11 protein-coding genes (1 of these 11 cut by a window edge) are annotated in these 25,654 nt (G+C 57.4%); 10 read left to right on the plus strand and 1 reads right to left on the minus strand.

Going from position 1 to position 25,654, the window contains the following annotated elements; genetic code table 11:
• From II896_06790 to tadA, 10 genes are all read left to right on the plus strand, one after another.
• Window positions 1-11,477, plus strand: the end of a protein-coding gene (locus II896_06790; GenBank protein ID MBQ4444341.1) for a leucine-rich repeat protein. The gene continues 19,297 nt to the left of window position 1, outside the view; only the last 11,477 of its 30,774 coding nucleotides appear in the window; its start codon lies beyond the left edge, outside the window; the stop codon is at window positions 11,475-11,477.
• Between the two features lie 149 nt (window positions 11,478-11,626).
• Complete coding sequence (locus tag II896_06795; GenBank protein MBQ4444342.1) at window positions 11,627-12,805, plus strand: type II secretion system F family protein; 1,179 nt, start codon at window positions 11,627-11,629, stop codon at window positions 12,803-12,805.
• A gap of 9 nt (window positions 12,806-12,814) precedes the next feature.
• Entirely contained in the window at window positions 12,815-13,735 is a 921-nt protein-coding gene (pilM, locus tag II896_06800; protein ID MBQ4444343.1) for a pilus assembly protein PilM, read from the plus strand.
• Window positions 13,736-13,738: 3 nt separating this feature from the next.
• Window positions 13,739-14,899 carry a hypothetical protein gene (locus II896_06805; protein MBQ4444344.1) on the plus strand — a complete coding sequence of 387 codons (1,161 nt, stop codon included), beginning with the start codon at window positions 13,739-13,741 and terminating at the stop codon, window positions 14,897-14,899.
• 2 nt (window positions 14,900-14,901) lie between these two features.
• On the plus strand, window positions 14,902-15,744 hold the full coding sequence (locus II896_06810) for a twin-arginine translocase TatA/TatE family subunit (protein MBQ4444345.1): 843 nt from the start codon (window positions 14,902-14,904) through the stop codon (window positions 15,742-15,744).
• Between the two features lie 66 nt (window positions 15,745-15,810).
• Window positions 15,811-21,222 carry a polymer-forming cytoskeletal protein gene (locus II896_06815; protein MBQ4444346.1) on the plus strand — a complete coding sequence of 1,804 codons (5,412 nt, stop codon included), beginning with the start codon at window positions 15,811-15,813 and terminating at the stop codon, window positions 21,220-21,222.
• Between the two features lie 12 nt (window positions 21,223-21,234).
• A complete protein-coding gene (locus II896_06820; GenBank protein MBQ4444347.1) occupies window positions 21,235-21,705 on the plus strand; it encodes a prepilin-type N-terminal cleavage/methylation domain-containing protein in 471 nt (156 codons plus the stop codon).
• Window positions 21,702-22,355: a prepilin-type N-terminal cleavage/methylation domain-containing protein gene (locus tag II896_06825; GenBank protein ID MBQ4444348.1), complete on the plus strand. Its 654-nt coding sequence runs from the start codon at window positions 21,702-21,704 to the stop codon at window positions 22,353-22,355. The genes II896_06820 and II896_06825 overlap by 4 nt, the downstream gene beginning before the upstream one ends.
• A 1-nt stretch (window position 22,356) precedes the next feature.
• Complete coding sequence (locus II896_06830; protein ID MBQ4444349.1) at window positions 22,357-23,139, plus strand: prepilin peptidase; 783 nt, start codon at window positions 22,357-22,359, stop codon at window positions 23,137-23,139.
• Window positions 23,140-23,186: 47 nt separating this feature from the next.
• Window positions 23,187-24,872 carry a Flp pilus assembly complex ATPase component TadA gene (gene tadA, locus II896_06835; GenBank protein MBQ4444350.1) on the plus strand — a complete coding sequence of 562 codons (1,686 nt, stop codon included), beginning with the start codon at window positions 23,187-23,189 and terminating at the stop codon, window positions 24,870-24,872.
• A gap of 340 nt (window positions 24,873-25,212) precedes the next feature.
• Here the strand turns inward: tadA and II896_06840 are convergent.
• Window positions 25,213-25,654 (minus strand): hypothetical protein (locus tag II896_06840; protein ID MBQ4444351.1); only part of this gene is annotated, 442 nt, incomplete at its 5' end.

A 25,654-nucleotide genomic window follows, 5' to 3' on the forward strand; every position in this document is an offset into this window, starting at 1 on the left:
TCATCGAGCCCGTGACGGGCGGCGTGTCTATCGTGCGCGTGGGCTCTAACGTCATCACCGCCGATAACAATCGCATCCGCATTCCCAACCAAATCGACGGCAAGAACGTCGTGGCCATCGGCGACCAAGCCTTCGTCGGACAGACCGAATTGAAGACGGTCGTGTTGGGCGCCTACGTAACGAGCATCGGCTGGCACGCCTTCGAGGATTGCACCAAGTTGTCCTACGTGTACCTGCCCGACAGCTTGCGCACCATCGGTCGCAACGCGTTCTCGGGTTGTACGTCCCTGACGAGCCTTATCGTGCCCGCCAAGGTCACCGACATCGGCGACGAGGCGTTCTCGGGCTGCACCGCTTTGAAACAACTGCGTATCTGCGGCTATCCCGAGGTGGGCGGCGGTCTGTTGGACGGCATAAGACAGCGCGGCTTCGTGCAGATCCACAAGGATAACGCCTATCTTACGCGCTACTTCCGCAACAATTACAGCATCAAGGCCACCTATATCGAGGACTTGTCCAACGCCGAGAAGTGCGTGGAGTGCCTGACCTACGAGGTGGTGCTGGACGACGAGGAATTGGACGACTGCGTGATCATCACGGGCGTGAAGTCGCATACGGGCTGCGCTATGGGCAACCACAAGAATCTCGTCATACCCGCCGCTATCGGCGGTCTGCCCGTGCTGAAGATCCAAGAAAGAGCCTTCTCGGGCAACGAGATATTGGAGAGCATCACCATCGACAACACCACCGTCAACAACGGCCGTAACACCACGGGTATCGTCATCGGCGAAGGTGCGTTCGAGGGCTGCGTCAATCTGGGTCGCGCGGTACTCGGCAAGGTGGAAGAAATCGCCACCGCCGCCTTCCGCAACTGTACGGTGCTGTCGAGCATTACGATGAGCGCCGCGCGCAATACCGTCATCGGTACGCGCACCGAGGGCGTGGGTATCACCTACGAGGTGGCCTCCGTCTTCGAGGGCTGCACCAACCTGTCGCAGATCGAGATCGACAACAAGACGTACCTGACGCAGAACAAGGACGTCCGCTACTATTCGGCCAACGGCGCGTTGTACAGCAACGACAATATCCTCTTGTACGTCTACCGTATCAGCGAGGGTACCTACGCGCCCGACAGCGCAAGGAAGATCGCGGACGGCGCCTTCTCGGCGGGCGGCAACGTGAAGAACCTCGTGTTGCCCAAGACCATAGAGGAATTCGACTGCAACGTGCTATTGAACGCCGAGAGCGGGCAACTGTACGTCCATTTGACCGATATCTACGTCACCGTGGACGTCACCGCAGCGGTGCCCGCGCATATCCGCCTCGTCAACGCCAAAGTGTTGAAGGATAACGGCGTGACCGTGCACTATCCCATCGACCCCGCCGACCCGACGCACGAGACCGTCGAAGCGGACGACGCCGACATCAAGAAGGTGTCCTACGTGCCGCAGGAAATGTTCGACTTCAGCGTGCGCGTGGAGGATATGGAAGAGGGCGAGATCTACCGCAACAAAGACCTCTACTACAACTACCGCAAGGATTCGACGGCCTGGGCGGCCACCGTGGGTAATTTCTCCCTGGCCTCCGACAGCGTGTACGCCATCCGTTCGTACCAAGTCTTCCGCAAGGTGGGCGGCAACGAGTGGTATCGGTACGCCGACGACCAAATGACGGACGTGACCGCGTCGATATTGGACGATATGATCGTCCGCGACGACCGCTTGTACACCTTTAACCGTTCGCTGGATCTCACGAAACCCGTCGTGGTGGAAGAGGGCGACGTGAAGAAGTACTTCGGCGAGTTGTATTCGCGCTACTTCGCCTTGATTAAATCGGGCAACGTATATAGCGCCGCCTACGTCTATACGCGTATGGAAGGCGACCAAGAGAAAGTCTACACCTTTGCAAACGGCGCCTTCAAAGAAGAGAACGGCGACGCGGTCTACTTGATGCATACCGCCAAACTGGTGACCACCGTGGACGTCATCACGGGTGAAACCTATCTGTATTACCTGCGTGCGTCGGACGGCGCGATGGTCAAGGCCGCGTTCGCCATCGATTACGACGAGGCGGCGGACGAAGAATGGTATATGCGTACCGTGAGCGCCACCGGTAACGCCACCTTGACCGAGGTGAACGTGGTGGGCGGCTACGTCTTCGCGGGCGTAGAGAAGCAAAAGACGGACGTGGTGGGCTCGGACGCCTATATGACCACCGCCGAACTGTACCGCAAAGTGCTGGTGCACGTGTTGGAAGGCACGGTGTCGGTGGGCTACGGCTATATGGACGCGGACGGCAACGTGTATCGCCTGAAGTCGGGCGTGCTGACCCTCGTTAACGAGGCCAACACCGTGTACGAGATAGACCAAGCCGTCGTGGGTAAGACCACGGGCTCGGTGATAAGCATTAAGAATCTCGAGGATCCGAATTGGGAGAATAACGAGCGTTGCTACAACGACGTCAACCTGCCCGAGTACGCCTATATCAACGGCGTAAGCTACAAAGTAGTGGAGATAGGCGAATACGGATTCCAAGGCTCCAAGGTGAAGAGCATAACCGTGTCCGGCAACGTCACCACCGTGGCCAAGGGCGCATTCAAGGGTTCGGAACATCTCAGCGAGGTCTACTTCGAGGACAGCGTCGTGCGCTTGGGCGCCGACATCTTCGCCGAGTGCGATAGCCTGACCACCGTCAGCATCGGTCAAAACGTCTCCACCATCGACGGCAACCTCTTCAGCGATCGCAAGTACACTTTGACGAAGAGCGGCTCGGACTACTATATTTACACCTACAAGAAAGTGGGCGGCGTCTACGAGCGCGTGGACCTAAGCGTGTCCATCTCGGAGAACAACCAGCACTTCGTCGCCAAGAATCAAATGATTCTGTCCAAGGACGGCAGCGTGTTGTACGCGCTGTACGGCATCGGCGGAGATATCGTCAAGGACGAACTCAATCCCACCGACTTGTCCAAGTATCGTCGTGAGGTGTTGGGCAAGGTCGTCGCGGATAGCAAGATCAAGTCCATCAGTTTCGAGTTGGACGAGAGTCTGGGCATAAGCGTCATCAAAGAGGGCGCGTTCCGCTCGGCCAAGTACGCCGTGGGTACGTCGACCGCGTATATCGGCATTACCGACGTCGTGTTGCCCTCCACCGTGCGTGCGTTGGAGGCGGGCGCTTTCGACTATATGCCCGACCTTGCGTCCGTTACCATCGGCGGCGAGCCTACCGATATGGGCTACGACGAGGATACTCGCTTGACGGTGTTCGGCGTGGAGAACGAGGAGAATACCAAAGCGCACTCCAAAGTGTTCACAGTGTTGGGTATCGAGGGCAGTATGGTCGAGACCTACTGCGCCGCGCACGGCTTCGCCTATCGCGCGGTCGTCGCCGTGGATAACTTCTATGTGAGCGAGTACAAAGTCAACAACGTGACGACCGGTATCATCATCACGGGCGTGGCGGATAAGAGCAAGGTCAAGAGCAATATGATCATACCCGCCTATCTCACCTACAACGATACGGAATATCCGGTCAAAGCCATCGGGCGCGCGGCGTTCTATGGTATAAGCGCCATCAAGACCTTGGTCTTGCCCGACACCATCACGGAGGTGGGCAATAGCGCCTTTGCCGAGTTGCGCAACTTGCAAACCGCTATCTTCCTCGGTTCGGGTGGCACCATCGCCAACCTGGCGTTTGCCTACGACACCGCCCTCAAAGAGGTGCACTTCTGCGACGATCCCGACGAGCCCGACGCCAATGTGACCAATATCTTCAAGGGCTGCAACCGCAACCTTGTCATCTACACGACCTATCCCGATTTCTTCGCGGGTCAACAACTGGACGGCACGCACAAGGTGGCCGGTAAACTCATCGAGAAGACTACCGCCGACACGTCTACCACCGTGGTGGCGTCCGACCTCAACAAGAACGAGACGGTCGTGACCGACATCAAGTCGGGTGCAACCGCCGCAGTGGGCGGCAAGTACAAGGGTGAGGTAGACTTGCCCAAGTACATCCGAGGCGCGAAGGTCGTGGGTATCGATATCGCAGCCTTCTCCTTGAAGACGGGCGGTTCGGCTATGACCAAACTCACCATTCCCGACAGCGTGCGCTATATTGCGGGCGGTTCCTTCGCGGACGCTACGGCGTTGTCCGAGGTCGTGTTGCCTTCCTCTGTCAAGTTGGTGGGCGCAAACGCATTCAAGATGGTGCGCGACGATTTCCGCGTCTACCTCAACGGCAACGTGGAATTGGACGGCGTGGCGTTCTCTGCCAACAAGACGGTGACCATCTATGCCAGCTCGAATATCCGCATCTTCGTGAAGACCGCGAGCGGCGCTTACTTCAGCGGCTTCGACCAGTTGGGGAACGAAATTACGGGTAAAGTGGACGCGGACGGCAATCCCGTCGGCGTGAGCGTCACCGACTACTGCCGTTGGATGAACCTGAAGGGCGGCAACTGCACCTATACCCCCGTGGTCTATAGCGATACCGCCTACTTCGAGACCGAGATCATCAACGGACTCGAAATAGAGATTACGGGTGTGACCGATCTCGGCAAAGCCGAGAAGTACCTCGTGGTGCCTCGTTATATCAACGGCTACAAGGTGACTACCTTGGGTGACGGCGCATTGGCGCATTGCGACAACTTGGTGAACGTCAGCCTGCCCGAAGACCTGACCGCCATCGGCGACTACGTCTTCGTCGGCACCTTCGAGAACGTCACGGCCGAAGAGAAGGCCGAATACGTCGCCAAGTACAACGCCACGAGCTACTACGAGGTGACCTTCCGTAATCCCAGCTGCGACTTCTTGCTGTTCATCTCGCCCATCGGCGACTACCGCATGATCACCAACAGCAAGAAGGGCGACAACCCCGTGGGCGATAAGCTCGAAAACGTGACGCATATCTACGCGGTACTGCCGACCACTACCGCCACCACGTACTCCTTGAAGACCGACGTGGTCTACATCGCCGAGGGCGCCTTCGCGGGAAGCGGCATCGAATCCTTCTCGGGTAGCAACTCGCACGGTTACTCGGTGTATAAGAGTACGGCCTTGGTGCGTGACAAAGTGACCCTTTTGGCCGTGTCGCCCATCGCGGCGGACGCCAACGTGCCCGCGGGCATTACGACCATCGGCGCGTACGCCTATTACAACTTCGCCAACGAGGCGGTGACCTCAATCAACCTGGGCAACCTGTTGTCCGAGGTGGGCGAGGGTGCCTTCGAGGGCGCTAAGTACGTGGCCAATTATCAAATCGGCTCGGATAGCCTCCTCGAAATCGCCGCGCGTACCTTCTATGGCAACAAGGCCCTGAAGAGTATGCCCTATATCGCCAGCCTGCGCGTCATAGGCGCGGGTGCATTCGCCGAGTCGGGATTGACCGACCTCAACAATATGCCCGACGATCTGTTCACCATTTCGGCAGGTGCGTTCTCCGGCTGTACCGCATTGAAGGAGATTGCTTTGCCCGCCAACGTCACGCATATCGGTGAGGGCGCGTTCCGCGGATGTATCAACCTGTCTTCCTTCACGATGTCGAATGAAGTGGAATACATCGGCGCGTATGCCTTTGCCGAGACGGGGCTCGAAACCATCAGCCTGCCCGAGGCCGTCACCGAGATAGCCGAGGGTCTGTTTGCCGACGCCACCGCGTTGACGTCCATAGAGGCGGAGGGACAAATCACGTCCATCGGCGAGGCTGCTTTCCGCGGCGCTACGTCCCTTACGGGCGTGCCCGCCGCCTTGATGGATACGGTGGCCTACCTCGGCGAGTACGCCTTTGCCGAGAGCGGCATCCGCAGCATTACTATCGGGCAACTGGTGACCGAAGTGCCCGCCTATGCGTTCTATAAGTGCAAGTACCTGACCGACGTCAGCCTGCCCGCCACCATCACGTCCATCGGCGACCACGCCTTTGACGGCTGCAACGGTAAGGCGGACGCTTCCATAGAGGGATTGACCGTCGTGTTCGACTACCGCTCGTCGGGTACGCCCGTCGTCAACGTGGTGGACGAGAACGAGGAAACGGTGAGAACGCACGTCATCCGCACCATCCGCAACAACAACGTCTACGTGGTGGTGGACGGCTATGAATTGCGCGTATTCGGCGGTCGTATGACCGTGGGCGGCAAGGTGACCAAGACCACCGAAGTGAAGTACGAGGACGGTACCAAAGCACTCGTCGCAGAAGTGGGCGATATGACCGTGCGCTACTATGAAGGAAAGCTGTACGTGACGGGCGGCTCCACCCTCAACGTGGGTTGGGGCGTGACCGACGTGCAATTCGGCATCAACGTGACCACCATCGGCGAATTCGCCTTTGCCGACTGCTCGCTGACCGGCCTATTGATTGCCGACGGCGTGGAGACCATCGGCAGATACGCCTTCCGCAACAACGTCAACCTGCAATCCGTCGAAATCGGCGGCAGTTTGGAGAAGATGGGCGACGGCGTGTTCTCGGGCGCGGTGAACCTGGCGGTCATCAACGTCAGTAGCCGCAACACCACCTTTACCAATATGGGCGACGGCGTGCTGTATAGCCGCGAGATCGACGAGTACACGGGGTTGTATACGGGCAACGTCATCCTGAATATCTATCCCGCGGGCCTCGTGCCCTCTACGGCGGACGGCGCGTACGTGCTGCCCGACAATACCGTGGCCATCATGGCGCGTGCCTTCGAGTACAGCAAGTTGGTGTCCGTCAACATCCCCGACAGCGTACGCGAGATAGGCGAGGGCGCCTTTGCGGGTGCTTCGCAACTCTCGTCCGTCTTCTTCGACGGTGACGTGGAGCGCTTGGGCAGCGATATCTTCGACGGCGTGTCCTTCCGCTACTATTGGGCCGCGGACGGTATCTACGTATGGGATGAGAACTTCGACTTCGTCAGCTTGTACGAGGCGGCCGCGGACGGCGCGTACGCCCTCGAAAACGGCAAGTTCAACTGCCTGTACAGTCCCGTGGCAAACGGTGCGTTCGTCTTTGTGGACGGCGAATACGTCGCCTACACCGCGACCAATCCTGTGCACCAAGGCCGTCAGCGCTACACGCGCCGCAGTCCTTTGGCGGGCGCCGCGCGCTACAATAAGCGTTACGACCTCGAATACGTCGAGTCCGACGTGGGCGATTATATCAAGGAAAACGGCGTCTATACGTCCGTGTACACGGAAGACGAGGAGGGCGGATACGTCCTCGGCGAGTACGGCTACGAGCGTTACGACGAGAGCAATCCCGCCCACGCCGACGTCACCCGCTACAGCATTCGTCCTGTGGCCGACAACGTGAAACGCTACGCCAAGGCCGAGCGCTTCAACCTCAATAACCTGGTGGTCGACGTGCCCGCCGACAGCAACTTGTACGACGCGTTCAAGGGCTTGGACGGCTACTACTGCCTGGATAAGGGCGTGGACGTCACCTCTTGCGACGCGTTGGGCATCGTGGTCACCGAGCACACGGCCAAGGCCGACTTCGTCTACGTGGAAGAGGACAAAGTGACCATCAAGGGGCTTGCCTCCACCTTCCGGTCGGACGTGCTGGTCGTACCTGCCTTCATCAACGGTAAGGTGGTCGCCAAGATAGGCGACTTTGCATTCCGCGACGCGGGCATCACCAACTTCGTGATGGGCCGCTACGTGGAGAGCATCGGTCAAGGTATCCTCTACGGCAACCGCTTGACCGACGTGTCCGTGGCGGCCATACCCAACGCGGATTATAACGGTTGGGACGACAGCGAGCCTTACTTCGTCAACGAGCACTTCCGCGTGGCGGAAGGGAACGCCGAGGACGGCGCCCCGTACAAGACGCTCGTGGGTACGGTGAGCGGCTTGAACACCCTCATCGTCTACTTGGTCAACAACACGGCCGAGCGCTTCGTGCTGCCCAAAGATATCGCCGCCATCGGCTACGGCGCGTTCGCCTATAACGGCAACCTCAAACACGTCGAATTGCACGACGACCTCGGCGATATCGCGCCCTATGCGTTCGCATACTGCGATAAGTTGGGCGCCAAGGACGATCCCACGGACGAAGAGGAAGTGGCGCAACCCGTCGTGATACCGCGTTCGGTGGGCTATCTGGCCGAGGGCGTCTTCGCAGGGGACGTCGCGTTGACCGCCGTGTACGCGTACACGGGTACCGCCATCGCCGCGCGCGCGTTCTCTGGCTGCTTGTCCTTGCAGGATATCGGTTGGTACACGTCGTCGGGCGAGGGAGTGCTGTACGTGGACGGCAACTATCTGTTCGACGGCGACAACGGCCTGTTGTACGCCTACGAGGATAGCCGCTGGACCTTGCACACCTTCCTCTCGACCTCGCGCCTACTGAAGAACGGCACCGTCATTCTGCCCGAGCAGTTCGCGGTGGCGGGCACTACGCAAGACGCGATCTACGACATTACGGCCATCGGCGCGTACGCGTTCGAGGGCGCGATCGACGACCTCGAAAAATTGGTCGTCACCTACAACCCCAAGGATCGCAACGTCTTGGTGGGCGAGGGTGCGTTCGTGGGTTCGGCCATCACCGAGTTCCACTTCGAAGGCATCGTCAACGCCTACTATTCGAACGTGTTCGACGCGGGCGTCAAGAAGGTGTATCTGCCCTTCAATTCGCCCATCGGAACTACGCTGTCGGAGGGCGTGCGTACCTACGTCAGCAATCGCTACGACTTGTCCTACGAGGCGTCCGCGGACGCCGTGACCGTGGTCGGCTTGTCCACCGCGGTGACGTCCAAAGACGTGGTGATCCCCTACTATGTAGAGGGCAAAGAGGTCGTGGCCTTGGCCGATTACACGGCGACGGGCGACGCGGAGAAGGACGGCAAAGTCGTGGCCTTTGCGGGTAGCGACATCCGTTCGTTGACGCTCCTCGATAACATCGCCGCCATCCCCGAAAGCTACTTCGCGGGCTGCGCCTACTTGCATACCGTGGATCTGTCTAAGTCCGAGATAGAAGTCATCAGCGCGGAGGCCTTCCTCGGCTGTACCTCGCTGGCGTCCGTCTCGCTGCCGACCGGCATCACCGCCATCGGCGACAGAGCCTTTGCGGGCGACGCGGCCTTGACTACGCTGCCCGAACATAAGTACCGCAACCTGCAATCGGTGGGCGACTACGCCTTCGCCAATACGGGCCTCGTGCGCATCGACCTGTGGGCGGGCGTGAAGAATATCGGCGCGTATGCCTTCGCCAATACCGAGGGCAAGGGCAAAGTGAAGACCTTGGACGTTATCTATTCGGTCGAAAGTATCGGCGAGGGTGCCTTCCAAGGCCATCCCGACCTGAAGTACGTGCACTTCCAAGGCCATAACGACGAGAGTCTGGTGGCCACCAAGCCCGCGATGCCCGAGGGCAAGCACGTCTTTGACAAGGTGGACGGCATACAGGTCAAGATACCCGCCAACGCCACCGCTTTGTACGATTACTTCGTCGGCTTGGGCTACGTGGACAGCGGCGACAATCAGAACCTCTTCCTGTATACGCCCGCGTCTTACTTCGTCAAGACGAAGGTGTACGACGAATGGGGCAATGAGGGCTACGTCCTCGACGGTATCAAGGCCGCCTATAAGAACGAGGTCACGCGGGTGTACTTCCCCGACCAGATCGAGGGCTTGCCCGTCGTGGGCGTGTCTTCGGGCTTCGGCGCTACCTTGGGCGCGGTGACCTTGGTCGAATTCAATACCGACCTTGCCACCATCGGCGAGGGCGCCTTCAAGGGCGTGGCTACCTTGGCGACCGTGGTCTTCGGCACCAAGAACGCGTCCAAGTTGGTGAGCGTCGGCGACTACGCTTTCTTCGGTACGGCGGTAGCGAAATTGACGCTACGTTCTGAGGTACTCGATACCATCGGCGCGTACGCCTTCGCCAATACGGCCCTGACGTCCGTCGAGATCGAGCGCGTGGTGAATATCGGCGACTTCGCCTTTGCCAAGGTGGATACCGTCGAGAGCGAGGGCAAACTCGTAGCCACCAAGGTCAACGAAGACGCCGCCCTCAAGACCGTGGACGTCAACGTGGACGGCGGCTCCGTCGGTCGCTACGCCTTTGCGTATAAGACCGCATTCGAAGACGTCAACCTGGACGGCTCCATCGACACCATCGGCGAGGGCGCGTTCGCTTGGTCCAACCTAACCGCAGACACTATGCCCACCGATAAGTTGGTGGATTACGTGCGTCATATCGGCGCGTTCGCCTTTGCCAATACCAACGTGGTGAAGGTGCCCGCCAACGTCGAGACCATCGGCCGCTTCGCCTTTGCGAGAGGTCTGTTGGTGAACGGCGCGACGGGTACGATGCCTTACGCCGCGGACGGCGTGTACGGCGTGACGGCGGTCAACAAGGATACCTTGGCGACCACCTTGGACAAAGTGACGATCAACTCGGCGGTGCGCGTGGAGGAGGGCGCCTTCTCGGGCACGTCCATCACGTCGCTGTCGATGGGCGCGGGCCTCGCGTACTTCGCCGCAAGCCGCTACGAAACGGACGACCTCGACGCCGCGCTTATCTACGGCGCTCTCGAAGAGACGGTGAAACTGCAAAAGATAACCGTCGTCGAGGGCGATTGCTACGTCGTGAAGAAGGGCGCCTTGTATCGCTACGACGATCTGGACGCCGCTACCCTCATCAAGTATCCCGCCGCCGGCGACGAGGTGAACATGGTCACCAAAGACGCGTTGAGCGTCAGCCTGCTCAAGGTGGGTACGCGTGCCTTCGTGGGCGCCAACGTGAAGACGGTGAAACTGCACGCGGATCGCTTCGCCGCCATCGAGCGCGAGGCCTTTATGGGTACCGGTATCACCTTGCTGCAAGCCAACGGCGTTACTTCGGTGGGTACCAAGGCCTTCTACGGCTGTACCGCGCTCGTCGATTTGACGATGAAAGCGGGCAAAGTCAACGAAGGCAGCACGGATTTGACCGAGGACGCGCTCCACGTGGGCGTGAAGGCCTTTGAGGGTTGTACCTCTCTCGTCTCGGTCAGCGGCCTCACGGGTGCGGGCTGGTACGACGTGGATTCCTTCAAGAATACGGGCGTAACGGTGCTGGTGCTCTCCAATATGGTCGTGAGAATAGACGAGGGCGCCTTCAACAAGGTGACCGCCTTGGTCATTCCCGATATGCTGTATGCCGCCGCCGTGTCGGCGAACGCCTTTGCCGCCAACGTGAAGGTCTACTACATGGCCGACGAGTACGTCACCGTGAGCGCGTACGGCGAGAGCATCTCGAACGGTATCGCTACCACGGGCGCAAAGGTGTCCTACAATAGCGACGACCACTTCAACTTCAAGGTGGTGGACGGCAAGTACCATATAGAGAGTTTCAGGTCGGGTTGCGCCGGTCACGACGATTACCACAACGGCAAAGAATTGTTCTTCGCGCCGTACTGGAACTACAACGGCGTGCTGTACGCGGTGACTACGGACGGCAGTTATACGACGGTGACGCCGGACGGCACCTATACCGAAACGGTGACTCTGCGTCCTTAAACGAAAAAACGGGCAAGTCGGGCGCACCCAACGCCCGATTTGCCCCGAATCAATCGAAGGGCTTGCGTATTGACAAGCAAGCCCGTTGGGTATATAATTAAAGATGATACTTTGTATCATTGGGGAGTTTCGGCTCCCGAGGAGTAGGTATGCAAAAATACTCGTATGTAGCGCTCACGCCCGAGGGTAAGACCGTACGCGGTACGATGATTGCCCAGAGCGATGAGGAAATCAAGCAGTTGGTTACCAAAAACGGTAACTACTGTTTGTCGTTCACACGCTTGAAGGACGAGTCCAAGGGGCAAAAGGCGCTTCCCATCAAGGACGTCATCAACTTTTGCTCGCAACTTGGCTCTATCCTCAAAGCGGGTGTGCCTTTGGCTACGGGACTCGATATGTTGTATTCCAAGACGGAGAAGAAAAACGTCCAGAAGATTATCGGCAACATATACGAACTCGTGCAGAAAGGTAACTCGCTGTCCGACGCGTTGACGCGGCAGGGCAAGAGTTTCCCGCCCATGATGATCAATATGGTCAAAGCAGGCGAAATGAGCGGCGATTTGGACGCCAGCCTCAACAAGCTGGCCGAGCACTTCGACAAGGACGTCAAGCTGCGCAACCAAATCAAATCGGCCACGCGGTACCCCAAGATGCTGGGTATCATCACCTTGGCCGTCGTCATTTTGCTGTCCACGTTGGTCTTGCCCAACATGGTGCAGGGCTTGGATAACATACCGCCTACCACGCAGTTCTTGCTGGGGTTCGCCAATTTCATCATCAAGGATTGGCCCTATATCCTCATCGCGGTGGTGGTGCTGTATCTCGTCCTACCTATGATTAAGGAAATCCCCAAGATTCGATTTGCGTTGGACAAAGTCAAGTTGAAGATACCCAAAGTGGGCAAGTTGGTGCGTATGATCTATACTTCGCGCTTCTCCCGCAACCTCGCCACCTTGTACGAGGGCGGTATCCAACTCATCGACGCGATACAGATGTCCACCCAAATCGTCGGTAATAAATACGTCGAACAATGTATGCAAGAGGCCATCGTCCGCGTGAAAAAGGGCGAGCCTATGAGCAAGGCCATCGCCGCGGCGGGCGTTTTCGACCCCTTGCTGACCTCTATGTTGTTCGTTGGCGAGGAGTCGGGCGTGCTGTCCGACGTACTCACCCGTACCGCCGACTACTTCGACGAAGAGGCGGGCGCGGCGACCAAGGGCTTGACGGATATGTTGCAACCCGTCATGCTTATCGTGATGGCAGGCGTGATCGGCTTCGTGCTGCTTGCCGTCTTGCAACCTATGCTCAGCAGTTACGACCAAGTATAAGGAGGCGCTATGATTTGTATTTATATCAGCGATGACAAGATTAAATTGCTGGAGGGCGGTATGAGCGGCAGCCGTATCGCCGTCAGCAGTTTCTACGATATCAGCACCCGAGCGGGCTGCATCGAAGGGGACGCCATCAAGGATATGGTCGTCTTTACGCAGTCGCTGCAGGATTGCTTGCAGACCACCAACATCAAGCCCGGCAAGGTGACCTACGTCCTGGATTCTTCGCGCGTGGTGTTCCGCGAGATGATCGTGCCCGACGTGCCCGACAACAAACTCAAGAAGGTGATCATCTCCGAGTTGTTCTCGGACGCCAAAGCCTCCACCAATACGGTCGATTACGTGGTGTTGGAGCGCTTCAAAGGCGAGAATAAGGCCTTCAAGTTGCGCATTATGGTGACCTATGTGTCCAACGAGGTCATCGACAACCTGCATACGTCCGCGATGGAATTGGGATTGCAACCCATCGTGTTGGACATCGCACCCAACGCCATCGCCAAACTCATCTCGCAGTACGAGAAGTCCTCGGCCGACCGCAAACTCTTGACCGATACCTTCGTACTGTTGGACTACAAGGACACCTTCATCACCATCACGGTGTTCGATAAGTTCAAGAGTATGTTCAGCAAGAGTTCGGTGCTGTACGTGGCCGACCCCTCGCAACCCGATATGGCCTATCTCGCCACAGAGTTGAGTTCGCAACTCAACAGCACCATTCGTTATTTCCAGACTCGCTATCCCGATTCGGAAGTGGAGGCCGTGTACGTCACGGGCAACGCGGGCGTGCTGGAGCCCATCATGCAGGACATCGCGGACAGCGTGCGCCTGATGATCGGACCTTTGCCCCTGCCGTCGTTCATCAAGGGTATGGAATTACTCGATTACAACGCGTTCAGCGACGCGTTGGGCTCGTTCATCAGGAGGTAGACTATGGCTGCATACAAAAAAGATATAAACCTGTTTAAGGCAGCCGGCGGAGAGCGTGCCAAGTCCAAGAAGATGGCGGCTACCAAGAAATTGGTGTTGGTCGCCGTGTTGGTCATCATTTTGGTGGCGGGCGGCATCGGCGTGTTGCTCTATTTCAACAACGTGTATACCAAAAAGTTGGACGCCCTCAAAAAGACCAAAGAGAATTACGAGCATACGCAATCCGCTACGACCACTTCGGTCGAAGAGTATAAGAGCGTGCAGACGCAAATCAATACCGCCGTGCTGATCGAGTATCAATCTATGCTCAACGCGGGCTTCTCGAGCGATTTGTCGGCGGAAGAGTTGAAGGCCGTGAGGGCGTTCCTTGCGTTAGAGACCACGCCTTTCACCATCGACAACCACTTCGAAGACGTGGTGGACGAGGTGTTGCGCCAACTCAACCTCAAGCAGTACGCCGACGCAGGCGAGACCTTCGCGGACGACGTGTACAGCGCCAAGTTCCTGTATGGCGCGTTGTCGTATATGAAGACGATGCAACCCGTCTTCGCCGAGTTGCCCTTGCAGTACGTCGAGGACGGCGACGAGGATGAATACTACTGGTATTGCTACTATCGCGGCAAGTTCGTGATGATGCTGCGGAATACGGGCGGTGACGCCGCGGCGTTGGCGCAGCAGTTGCAGTCGCCCGCCGATTTGGGGTGCGATCCGTTCTGCTCGCTGGCCGCAGGCGCGGGTTCGTCGCTATCGTCCGATTTCTCCCTCTATTCGACCGTGACGGTGGGCGAGGGCGCGGAGTCCTATACGGTGATCGCCGTTACCTGCAAGACCATCGCCGAGCGTTTCGTGGATTCGGTCGAGAATATCTACGCGCAACAAGACCTTACCGATGGGTACAAAATGAACAATTACAAGTTTGCCGACGGCATCTTCTCGGTGGATTTCACGATGATGAACCAATCGGCCGACTTCCGCCTCAAAAACGTGTGCGACGCAGTGGCGTCGAGTCCGTTCTTCGTGAGCAAGAACGACTTTGCGTACGAGATTACCGATAGTTTCGGCAGTATCGAGCGCAACCTGAAATTTATGGTCACCAACGAGGCGGTCAACGCTACCAAAGAAGCGGCGATATCCTTCTTTGCGGTGGATGAGGAGGAGGAATAAGTATGGAAACGAAGATGACGTCGAGAGATAAAGTGCTACTCATCGTGTTGGCCATCGTGTTGGTCGTGTTCGGCGCCGTGATGATCCCCACCTACGGCATTAAAGACCTCATCGTGTCCATCAAGGATACCCGCACGGCCATTACCCAACAGACTTCCGAAAACAACGAATTGTTGGAAGACCTGACCAAGGCGGGCGTGTCCGCCGCCTATGCGGAATCGTCCGCGCAGGCCAAACAACGCCTGAAAAAAGATATTTTGCAGAGCAAGTACAACGCTGTCAAGTTCGAGCAGACGAGTTTGTCCGCGCAAGCGTACGCCGTGGCCGACCAATGGCTGACGCCCGTCAAGTATCTGCATTTCGACGCGGGCAATACCGTGCTGTATACCAATATATCCGTCTCGAATAACGACGGCGGCTTTACCGAGGCGGAGCTCCCCGTGGAGGATTCGTCCTACTCGGTGGAGCGGTACTCCTGCCTGTTCTCGTGCGTGACTTCCGCCGAGGAGAAATACGTGTACGAGTTGGATTACCTCGCCGAGGACGCCAACGTCAATAGCCTGGCGTTGCTCATCGCCGCCTACGACATTTTGCAAGAGCGCGGTTCGGTGGTCATCGAGGACTGGACGGTGGACGAGACGAGCGCGACGATGAATTTGTCGCTGGTGATCCCCGCAGGCAGCCATATCGACGAGTACGCCGCCGAAATCGGTGAGTGCGAACATTGCGGCACGCCCTATTACGTGCGCGATTACTACAACGACTTGGCCGATCTGGAGGAGGGCGAGACCGAGGTGAAGTGCGCGGATTGCGAGCAGCCGCTCACGGGAAAGGCGCTCAACTAAAAGATTAACGCCGTAGGCGTTAGCATACGGCAAACAATGGTGGGCAATGCCCCGAGGAAAGGAAACATGGAAGTTGTCACTAAAAAATTGCGTAATAACGTGGGCGCGGTGATGCTCTACGTGGTGATGGCTTTGACGGTCGTGGCCGCCATCGCCATATCTATCACGTTGGTGTCGACTAATCTCTACGTGCGCACGGCTTCGAGCGCCTCGGATAAGCAGGCGTATCTCTTGGCCAAGTCGATAGGGCAGAACTTCGCCGCGGAAAATCAGTATATCCGCAATATCGTCAGTTATTTGACCAAGCACCCTACCGAAAAAGTGACAGCCAAAGCCAACGTCTACTTCGATCCCGAGACGATGGCCACCTCGTCTAACGTCAACAAAGGGTATTTGACGGGACTGTCGGTGACCGACGCGTACATATCTTTCCACCTATCCGATACGAAGGATTATCTGTACGGCGACGTTACCGTCACCTACAACGGCGCTTCGGCGACCGCGACTTTGGTGATGAGTTGCGTCAACCCCTCGGGCTTCGAGCAGAACATGAAGGGCCTGTTCGACGGGTACGACATTTACGCTACCCAGCCCTCGGGTATGAGTTTCTCTATGACGCCGGGCGCGGGTTCGGTAGACCCGAGCGTGGCACTCTACAACGACAGCAGTACGGTGGCTTTGTATAAGTTGGCCGCCGACATCAACGCCGACCTGACTATGACCGGCTCCTTCAAATTGCAGAGCAGTACGGGCGACGACCGCAAGATCACGGGCAACGTGGCCTCGTACGGCGACCTGCAACTATTCAGCAATATCGTATTGCCCGCCACCGCCGGCAAATACCTCACGGTCAACGGCGCGTTGGTATTGGGGCGCAGTACGTCCGTCAACAGTTCGGTCGTGGTCAACCGCAACGTCTACGCCAAAAACGACGTGACGGTGATGACCAAGGCCGGCGATACGCGTACCTTGGTGTCGGGCGATATCTATAGCGAGGGTAACGTCACCATCACGAACGCCTACGTGGAGAATATCTATTGCGTGTCGGGCACGGTGACCGTGTCGGGCGGCAGGGTAGGCAAGATCAGCACCAAAGGCTCGGTCATCCTCAACAACTGCACGGTGGACGGCGACGTCTACGCCGGCTCGCTGAAAGTGACGGACAGCACCATATCGGGCAACGTCAACGTGCAGGGCACGAATATCGGCGGCAGTTCCCTCTTGCCGCAGGGCAATATGGAAGTGCGTCTCTCCGATACCGCCTCGGAGAATAGGTCCATCGCCACCGGCGCCGCGGGCAAAATCTACGTGAGCGGTAATCTCACCGTCGCCAACTTCAGCGCGACGCAATCGCTCACCCTCAACGGTACGGTCGAGGTGGGCGGCGGCTTGCAAAACCCCGTCACGTCGGCTGGATATCCCTACCATACGACTATCAACGGCAACCTCATCGTGCACAAGGGTATCAAATACCCCGTGAACGTGTTGGGGGAGACCGAATATTACAATTTCAGTTTCCTTATCGGCCTCGACGTGAAGGGCAACGGCGTCGCCACGGGCAACGTGGTGCTGGATTGGTCCGTGCCCGTGTTCAGCGCGGTGAACAGCAGCACCGATCCCGTCAAAACGTCCATCGCCCAATTCGTGACGTTGACGGGCGCGCATTATCCCGCGAGCGAGGCGCCCGAAGGTCTGGCTTCGACGAAGGCGACCAATATCGCGGGCACGCTATTCGTGTGTACGAACGGCAAAGGCTCGGACGACCTTGCGGGCGATTTCGCCTTGTATAAGCACAACAACGGCACCAAAAACTATTGCGAATGGCTGACGGGCACGGCGCCCGCAGGTAGCGCCGTACTCGGCGGTATCTGGCTGAATAACGCAACCTTGAATAATATCGCCGTCGGCTCTACGTCCGCCAATATGGGCGTGGCTACGTTCGGCGACGTGTGCGTATGGGGCGGCACGGTAAGCGGCTCGGTGTACGCGCACGATATATGCTTCAACGACGTGGCGATGGGCAATTCCGCCGCCCAACGCGTGTATGCGCGTACCGCCAACGGCAAAGCGGGCAATATCCGTATAGGCGCGACCGACGACTCGGGCGTAACGTCTTCGACGTATACCAATTACGAGAACGGCTCCGCGTATGCGTTCGCCGCACCCGCCGTGACCGTCAAAGGTATATTGGACGCCACGGGTGACGTCACCGTCGGCGCGGGCGTCTACGTGACCGCCTCGGCGCAACTGAATTGCCGCGGCGACCTGCGCGTGGGCGGCGCGGTCGACTGCCGCGTGGTCGTGGGCAACAGCGTGTCCAACAATTCCACCGCGTATATCCATACGGGGGCCACGTTGGGCTCGAGCGATACCGACCACGCTTTCCACGTCAACGGCACGCTGCGTTGCTATCTGAACGCGGTGCCTTACGTCGGGGCTACGGCCTTGGCGTACGTCAGCCGCTACGCCGACTTCTCGACTTTGTACGGTAGCGTGGGCTGTCCCTTCGCGCATATTTACGAATATACCGCCGCCCCCGCCGGACGAAGCGTGCCCGCAGGCGCCTCCGTCACGTATATGGGCGTGGACGCGGAAGAGGGCGCGGTGCGAACGCTGGCTAACGCGTATACGGTGGTATACGATCAAACGGGCTTTGTCCAAAATCCCGCCTACGACTACGTCGCCGCATCTACGGGCGGCAATAATATTATCGGCTCTTCGTTGGTCGGTACAGCGGGCGACGCGCAAGTGCTGTACTTCTCTTGTTCGGCGACCGTCAGCGGCGATTTGATCTTCCCCGGCTACGTCTTGGTGCGCGAGGGCGCGTTTTTGTCGGTAACGGGCAATATGCGCTGCCGTAGCGTGCAAACGGTGGCGGATCCTTCCCTGGCGGGGCTTACTTCGGCTACGGCCGTCACATATCTAAGCGACGTGTCGGGCGCCAATCATACGATAGCCAATCTCAAGGTGAGCGGCAAGTTCCAGTCTACGGCGGAAAAAGCGGATATTACCTTGGCCGAGGGCGTTCAAGTCGGCTCGGACGCGTTGTTTGCCACGATGGGCACGGTCACCCTGTCCGATTGCAACCTGGGCGGCGCGAATTACGTCGCCGCGCCCAACGCCGCCACGTTAAAAACGCAGAATAATACCGTCGTCGGATATCTCGAGTGCAAGCGGTTGTCCGCTACGGATACGCGCCTGAGAGGCGCGTACGTGTCGGGTAACGCCGCCACGTTCAATGCTTGCGAAATCGTGGCGGGCTACGGCGGTTGCGGTATATACGCGCCCCAAGCGCGTGTCGACCTGCGCGCTACGACCTGGCAATACGACATCGGTAAGAACGAGGAGTATCAAGTGGTGGCCGCGCAGTTGGTGGGCGACGGCGATACTTACCTTAAAAACGTCAGCCTGTATCTCTTGGGCGACAACGAATCATCGTGTACCTATTATCATGCTTCATCCGCCTATCGTAACCTCTACGTAAAGAGGGGGGCGCTCGCGCTTTCTTCGGATAGCGTATATTCCAATCGTACCAACGTGACGTTCAGTGACGGCGGCACGGTGACCAAGGGCGGCGCGCCTTTGGCGACCATGACCGAATTGACGGAGGGGACGGATGAATACGACGACTTGATGGCCGCAATAGACGCTATGTGCGCTGTGCCCGCCGTGGAGGAAGTGGCCACTACGGTGGCGATAGTCGAATACGAGGATATCCTTTCGTACGACAAATTGAGCGTGCCTTTGTTGAGTTACAGCAGGCCCGCCAATATCGTGGACGCTGCCAAGGTGCAGTACGTCGAGATCGCGTCCAAGGCCGAGTTGGACCTCTCCAATAAGACGGTGTGGAACGAGCAGGCTTTGCCCTTGGAGTGGGTGTTCCCCAGCGGTACCAAATACGTGGCCAAAACAGTGGACGGCGAGATCGTCGATCTGCAGGCCAATAACGACGCGGCGGACAAGATGAACGTGGCCTATTCGTCCCTGAGCGTGTGGGATACGGCCGCCGCCTACGCCACGGCTATGTGGAATCGCATTAAAGACGCGTTCAGCAGCGTGGAGGCCTCTTGGAACTTGATCAAGATGTTCGACAGCGTCAAGAACGCTTTCTTGGCGGCGTGCAGGGGCGTGGCCGAAGAGGCCGTTTCGCGCAGCGTGGTGAGCGACTTCGCGGGTATCGGCAATCCCGACGAATATCTGCGCTACACCGCGAGCAAATACGGCAGCAATATCGCCGGGGCCAGAGGTTCCGCCGATTTGCTGGTGACGTCGGTCTGCTATCTGGCGGGCGACTCCACCTTGTTCAGCAAGATTCGAGAGTTCGAGATATTCGGTATCGGCATTGGTAAGAAGGTGACCGACTGGCTGGACAGCGACCATCCCCTCATCGCCAAAGTGCTGAAAAACATTCCTTGGAGCAATCCGCGGTATGAATACCGCCCGTGCGGCGTGTTCTTCTTCAACAGCGGCTACGTGCCCGAGGAAGTGTTCTGCTCGTACACGGACAAGAATCACAGCTCGTACAGCAGTCCTTCCAGCAACAAATACCGCACGTCCTACAACGGCAAGAGCGACGCCAACTTGAGCGACGCCCGCGACAGTCAATCCCGCTGGCGTTGGGGCGGCGACGGCACTACGGCTTCGGGCAGCGCGGCCGACTGCACCTGGACCTTCTTCACCTGTACAGATCCCGCCAATCCCTACGGCTCCGCCGCCAAAGACCTGCATATCGTCCTGCCCAAGCACACCTATTTGACTTGGGTGGCCGACTCGCAGAACTGCGTGCGCATCATCGGCAACGGGCGCGTATTCCTGTACTTGCAGGACGATACCAATATCGAGATCGTGGGCAACCATTGGACCGAATCGAGCGACAACTCCAAACAGGTGTTCGGCGGCTTGCGCTACGTGGGCGTCGTGAACGGCGATACCTACTACACCACCTCGGCGGGACGTCCCATCGGCGTGGCCAAGATGGACCTCAAGTCCTCTACCACCGTCACCATCGACGGCAAGGCCACTACCGTGACGCCGCAACTGCAACCGCGTATGTTCCTCGTGGGCACGGGCCCCAATATTCACTTTACGGTGACCGACTTCCACTTGGCGGCCTACGTCTATATGCCCAACGGGCAGTTGTACAGTTCGACCGAGTTCTCGGGGACGGCCAAAAACAACGTCTTCACCATCAAGAACACCGCGGGCGCGGGATATACGGACGTGACGAGCGGCGTGTACGGTATCTACGTCGCCGACCAAATCGTCACCTCGGGCAACGCGGGGTATAAGGCCGTATTCTACCGAACGGCGGTCGACCTCAGCGATACCACTATCTACAAGAATAATACGCAGGTCACCAAAGCCCGCGACAAGAACGCCGGGTTGAAGTATTACCGCTTGGCCGAGTTCTGGAAATATCCCGACGGAATGCCCGTCGCCGATTTGCCCTGGTATTACAAGGGCATAGCCATAGGCTAAAGGAGGTGCGCTATGTTGGGTAAACTTTGGAAAAAACTAAGAGCCAACCGTAAGGGCTTTACCCTGGTCGAGTGCGTGCTCGCCTCCGCCATCATCGGCGCGGGCGCGACGTTGGTGATGTCTATGGTGTCCATGGGCTATTCGTACGTCACGCGGTCGCGGTCGCTGGACGAGATGTCCTCCGTGGCGCAGGAGCGTGCTTTCGTCACCGTGTATACGGACGGATTCGAGGCGCAAAACGGGTTGGTCGAATTGGACGAGGATTCGGGGATCAGCGTGGGCTACAGCGAAAACTTGCCCGTGCGTATGGCGTACGAAATCCACTACGGGGCGTCGAGCAAGACGGACGTCATCATGCCTACCGATTCCAACTACGTCGCGGTCATCGTCACCGATACGCGCGACAATAAGATCGTATACTATATGGTGTCCCCAAAGGACAGCAAAATACAAACCTTGTACACGGCGAAAGAGAATAAATGAGAAAACTGTTTTGGCGAAAAGCGTATACTTTGATCGAATTGGTGTTGGCGATAGCCCTCACCGCCGTCATTGCGTCTCTTTCGGCCACGCTCATCGACTACGCCGTGCGTATGCGCCGTATGTCCGATGCGCAGACTTCCATGTATATGACCAGCCTGCGTATCCATAAGGCCATCAACGCCGAATTGTCCGCGTCGTCCGCCGTGACGTTGTACACCAAAGCGCCCACTACGTACACCGCCGTGCCGAAAACCGAGCGCGTGCTGTACGTCAACGGGGGCAAGATATACTGCGGCAACAAGTCGTCCGCCAAGACTTCGCTGTTGCCCATCGCCAACGGCTTTGACAGTTACGGCGACGTGACGGTGAGTAGCGTCACCTACCGCGTGGTCAAGTCGATGGATCACCTCAACGCGGATACGCCCGAGGCCACCAACCTCTACCGCAGCATACAGATCACCACCACCGTGTCGAAGGGCTCGTGGTCGTACACGCATACTTCGACCGTGCACTTTGACGAGATGATATTGAGCAGTTCGCAAGTGGGCATCAGTACCACCGAGACCGCCTTCGACAGCACCAAAGTGCGTGCGCCCAAGTTGGACGACGAGGACGACGACTTCAAAGTGATACGCTACGCAATCGACTGATATGGCTATCTTCATCGGTGTACTCTACGGCATATACGGGCTTTTGGTCGGCAGTTTCCTCAACGTGTGCATTTACCGCATACCGCGGCGCATTTTCTGGAAGAGCAGTCGGTCCTTTTGCCCCAACTGTCACACCGAGTTGCATTGGTACGAGTTGGTGCCCCTGTTCAGTTATATCTTCTTGGGCGGGCGTTGCCGCACCTGTAAGGAGCGCATCAGCGTGCGCTATCCCTTGGTGGAAGGGGGCAATATGCTGTTGTGGATACTTGCCTACGTCGTGTTCGGTTTCGGCTGGTATTCCATCGCCTTGTGTCTCTTGTTCAGCGTGCTGTTGGTGGTGTCCTGTATCGACCTCGATATTATGGAGATACCCACCGGACTCGTCGTCGCTATCGCCGTCCTGGGAATAGCCCCCTTCGTGGCATCCTTTTGGGGGGAGAAGAGCGGTTTGCCGTCCGATTTGCCGTGGTGGGGCTACTTGGTGGGCGTGGTCGCCGCGTCCTTGCCTTTCTTCCTCATCGCCTTGGTCACCCGCGGCGGTATCGGCGGCGGGGATATCAAATTGATGGCGGCCGTGGGGTTGTTCTGCGGGTGGAAAATCGTGCTGTTGGGCGCGTTCTTCGGCGTGATATTGGGCGGCTTGATGGGCGTGATAATGCTCGCCGTCTTCGGGCGTAATCGCAAAGCGATGATGCCTTTGGCCCCCGCCTTAGCGTTGGGAACGGTGGTGGCCCTGTTGTGGGGAGAACCCATCCTATCCGCCTTGACGGCGACGCTATCGTAAATATGATAATCGTCAATGCTACGCATTGCACTATATAAGGAGACTAAATGAGCACACTCAAATTCGGACAAATTCTACTGCAAAAAGGCTACGTCACCCCCGATCAGTTGCGCAAAGCCCGCGATATCAACCGCGAAAATCCGCGTATGAGCATATCCGAGGTGTTGATTTCGATGAATATTACGCCCGAAATCAACATCCTTTCGGCCTTGGCCGAGCGCATGGGCTATCCGCTCATCGAGGGCAATATCTTCATCGAGGACGCCGATATCATCAAGTTGGTGCCCGAGAAAATCGCCCGCAAACACAATATCATTCCGCTCAAGATGGACAAAGGGCGGTTGCTGGTGGCAGTACGCGACCCGACCAATATGGAAGTGGAATTGGACGTCAAGGCCGCCAGCGGCAAGGACGTCGCCTACGCGTTGGCGACCGCCGACAGCATTAAGAACGCCATCGAAAAGTACTACGCCAATATCACGGCGCAAAAGATAGCCGAGGGCGTGGACAGCGAAGCCGAGGACTTGGAAAAACAGCAGCAACAGCAGGCCGCCGAGTTGGATAGCCGCGTGGACTCCGCGCCTATCGTCAAATTGCTCAATACCCTGGTGGAGCAGGCGTATCTGAGAAAAGCGTCGGATATTCACGTGGAGCCCTTTAAGGACGTGGTGATCATCCGTATGCGTATGGACGGCGATCTGGTGGAGTATATGCGCATTACGCCCAGCACGCACCGCAGCCTGATCACGCGTCTGAAAATACTGTCCAATATGAATATCGCCGAGAAGCGTATCCCGTTGGACGGCCGCTTCGACTACAACTTCGAGGGCACTACCATCGATATCCGTGTGTCTACCTTGCCGACCGCATACGGCGAAAAGGCCGTGCTTCGTCTGTTGGGTACCGCCTTGGGCAAGGAGATCGGCTTGCACGAGTTGGGTATGACCGAGGAGAACGTCAAGAAGTTCGAGCACGTCTGCAACGCACCAAACGGCGTCGTGCTGGTCACCGGTCCTACCGGTAGTGGTAAATCTACCACCTTGTACACGGTGCTGGGCAAGCTGAATAAGCCCACCGTCAACATCACCACCATCGAGGATCCTATCGAAAAACGCGTGATGGGTATCAACCAGGTGCAGGTCAACGAGAAGGCGGGACTTACCTTCGCCGCAGGCCTCCGTTCTATCCTGCGTCAGGACCCCGACATCGTGATGATCGGTGAAATCCGTGACTACGAGACCGCCGAAATCACCATGCGCGCGTCTATCACGGGCCACTTGGTTTTGTCTACGTTGCACACCAACGACTCGTGCGCCACGGTCGCCCGTCTTATCGATATGGGCGTCGCGCCCTACTTGGTGGCGGCCGCCGTCAACGGCATACTGGCCCAGCGCCTCGTCAAGCGCCTTTGCCCCAAGTGCAAGAAGCTCGAGGTGCTCACCGCCGAGCAGCGCAACATACTGGGCGATAAGTCTATCGAATCCGCCTACTTCCCCGTGGGCTGTTCGGCCTGTAACTTCACGGGGTACTCGGGTCGTTTCGCCGTGCACGAGGTGCTGGTATTTGACACCGAGATACGCGCCCTCATCACCAAAGGCGCATCTACCGAGCAACTGCGCGAACACGCCGTCAAGATGGGTATGGAGTTTATGGACCAGAACGTCCGCAAACGCATTGCCCTCGGCGAGACGTCGTTGGAGGAGTACGTGCGTATTATTTTCACCATGGCGTAATTGGGGTGACAATGGGCGATTGAGCGGGCATCCGCTCGTTCGCTCGCGTCACGTACGCATAGTACGTTAGGCGCTCGTCTCACTTCGTTGGTATACCCACTCACTCATCCCATTCTCGCCCCAATTACAGTGGAAGGGAGTGTAGGAAAGGGTAGTTAATGGGCGATTGAGCGGGCATCCGCTCGTTCGCTCGCGTCACGTACGCATAGTACGTTAGGCGCTCGTCTCACTTCGTTGGTATACCCACTCACTCATCCCATTCTCGCCCCAATTAGAGGGGGATAGTATGAAAAGAGCAGTCGTGCGACTGCTCTTTCTTATCTCTTTATGTTAGGGGTGCTTATTCGATGAGTTGTTCCCTGATATAGACCCATAACTTGTTCATTAATGCAATCAAGTTGGTGAAATCGGGAGAATCTGCTTGTTGAAGTATTGTGATTTCATCGCAAATCTTATTATAAAACGCTACTAACTCTAAATTTTGTCTTCCTTCATAGGTATTTGTAATTATGTCATAGAATAGGTAAATGAAATCTTGTAAATAATTGTCGGCACCTTCTCGTGCGATTTTGCCGAGCAATTCATTCAGCTGATGACATTTTTTGTAATAATTGCTACCCAATATATTTATTAAGGAATTACGGACGATTTGCTTTTGGTCTTCGACTTGGGAAAATTTGTCGAGTTCAAGCCAATGTTTGTTTTTCAAATAATAGTTGAATTGCCCACTGGGCGCGAAGCTGTCCAATTTGCACGGGATAACAATTTTGTTGTTCGAAACG

This window comes from Clostridia bacterium (assembly GCA_017394805.1).
GTDB lineage: Bacteria > Bacillota > Clostridia > Christensenellales > CAG-1252 > RUG14300.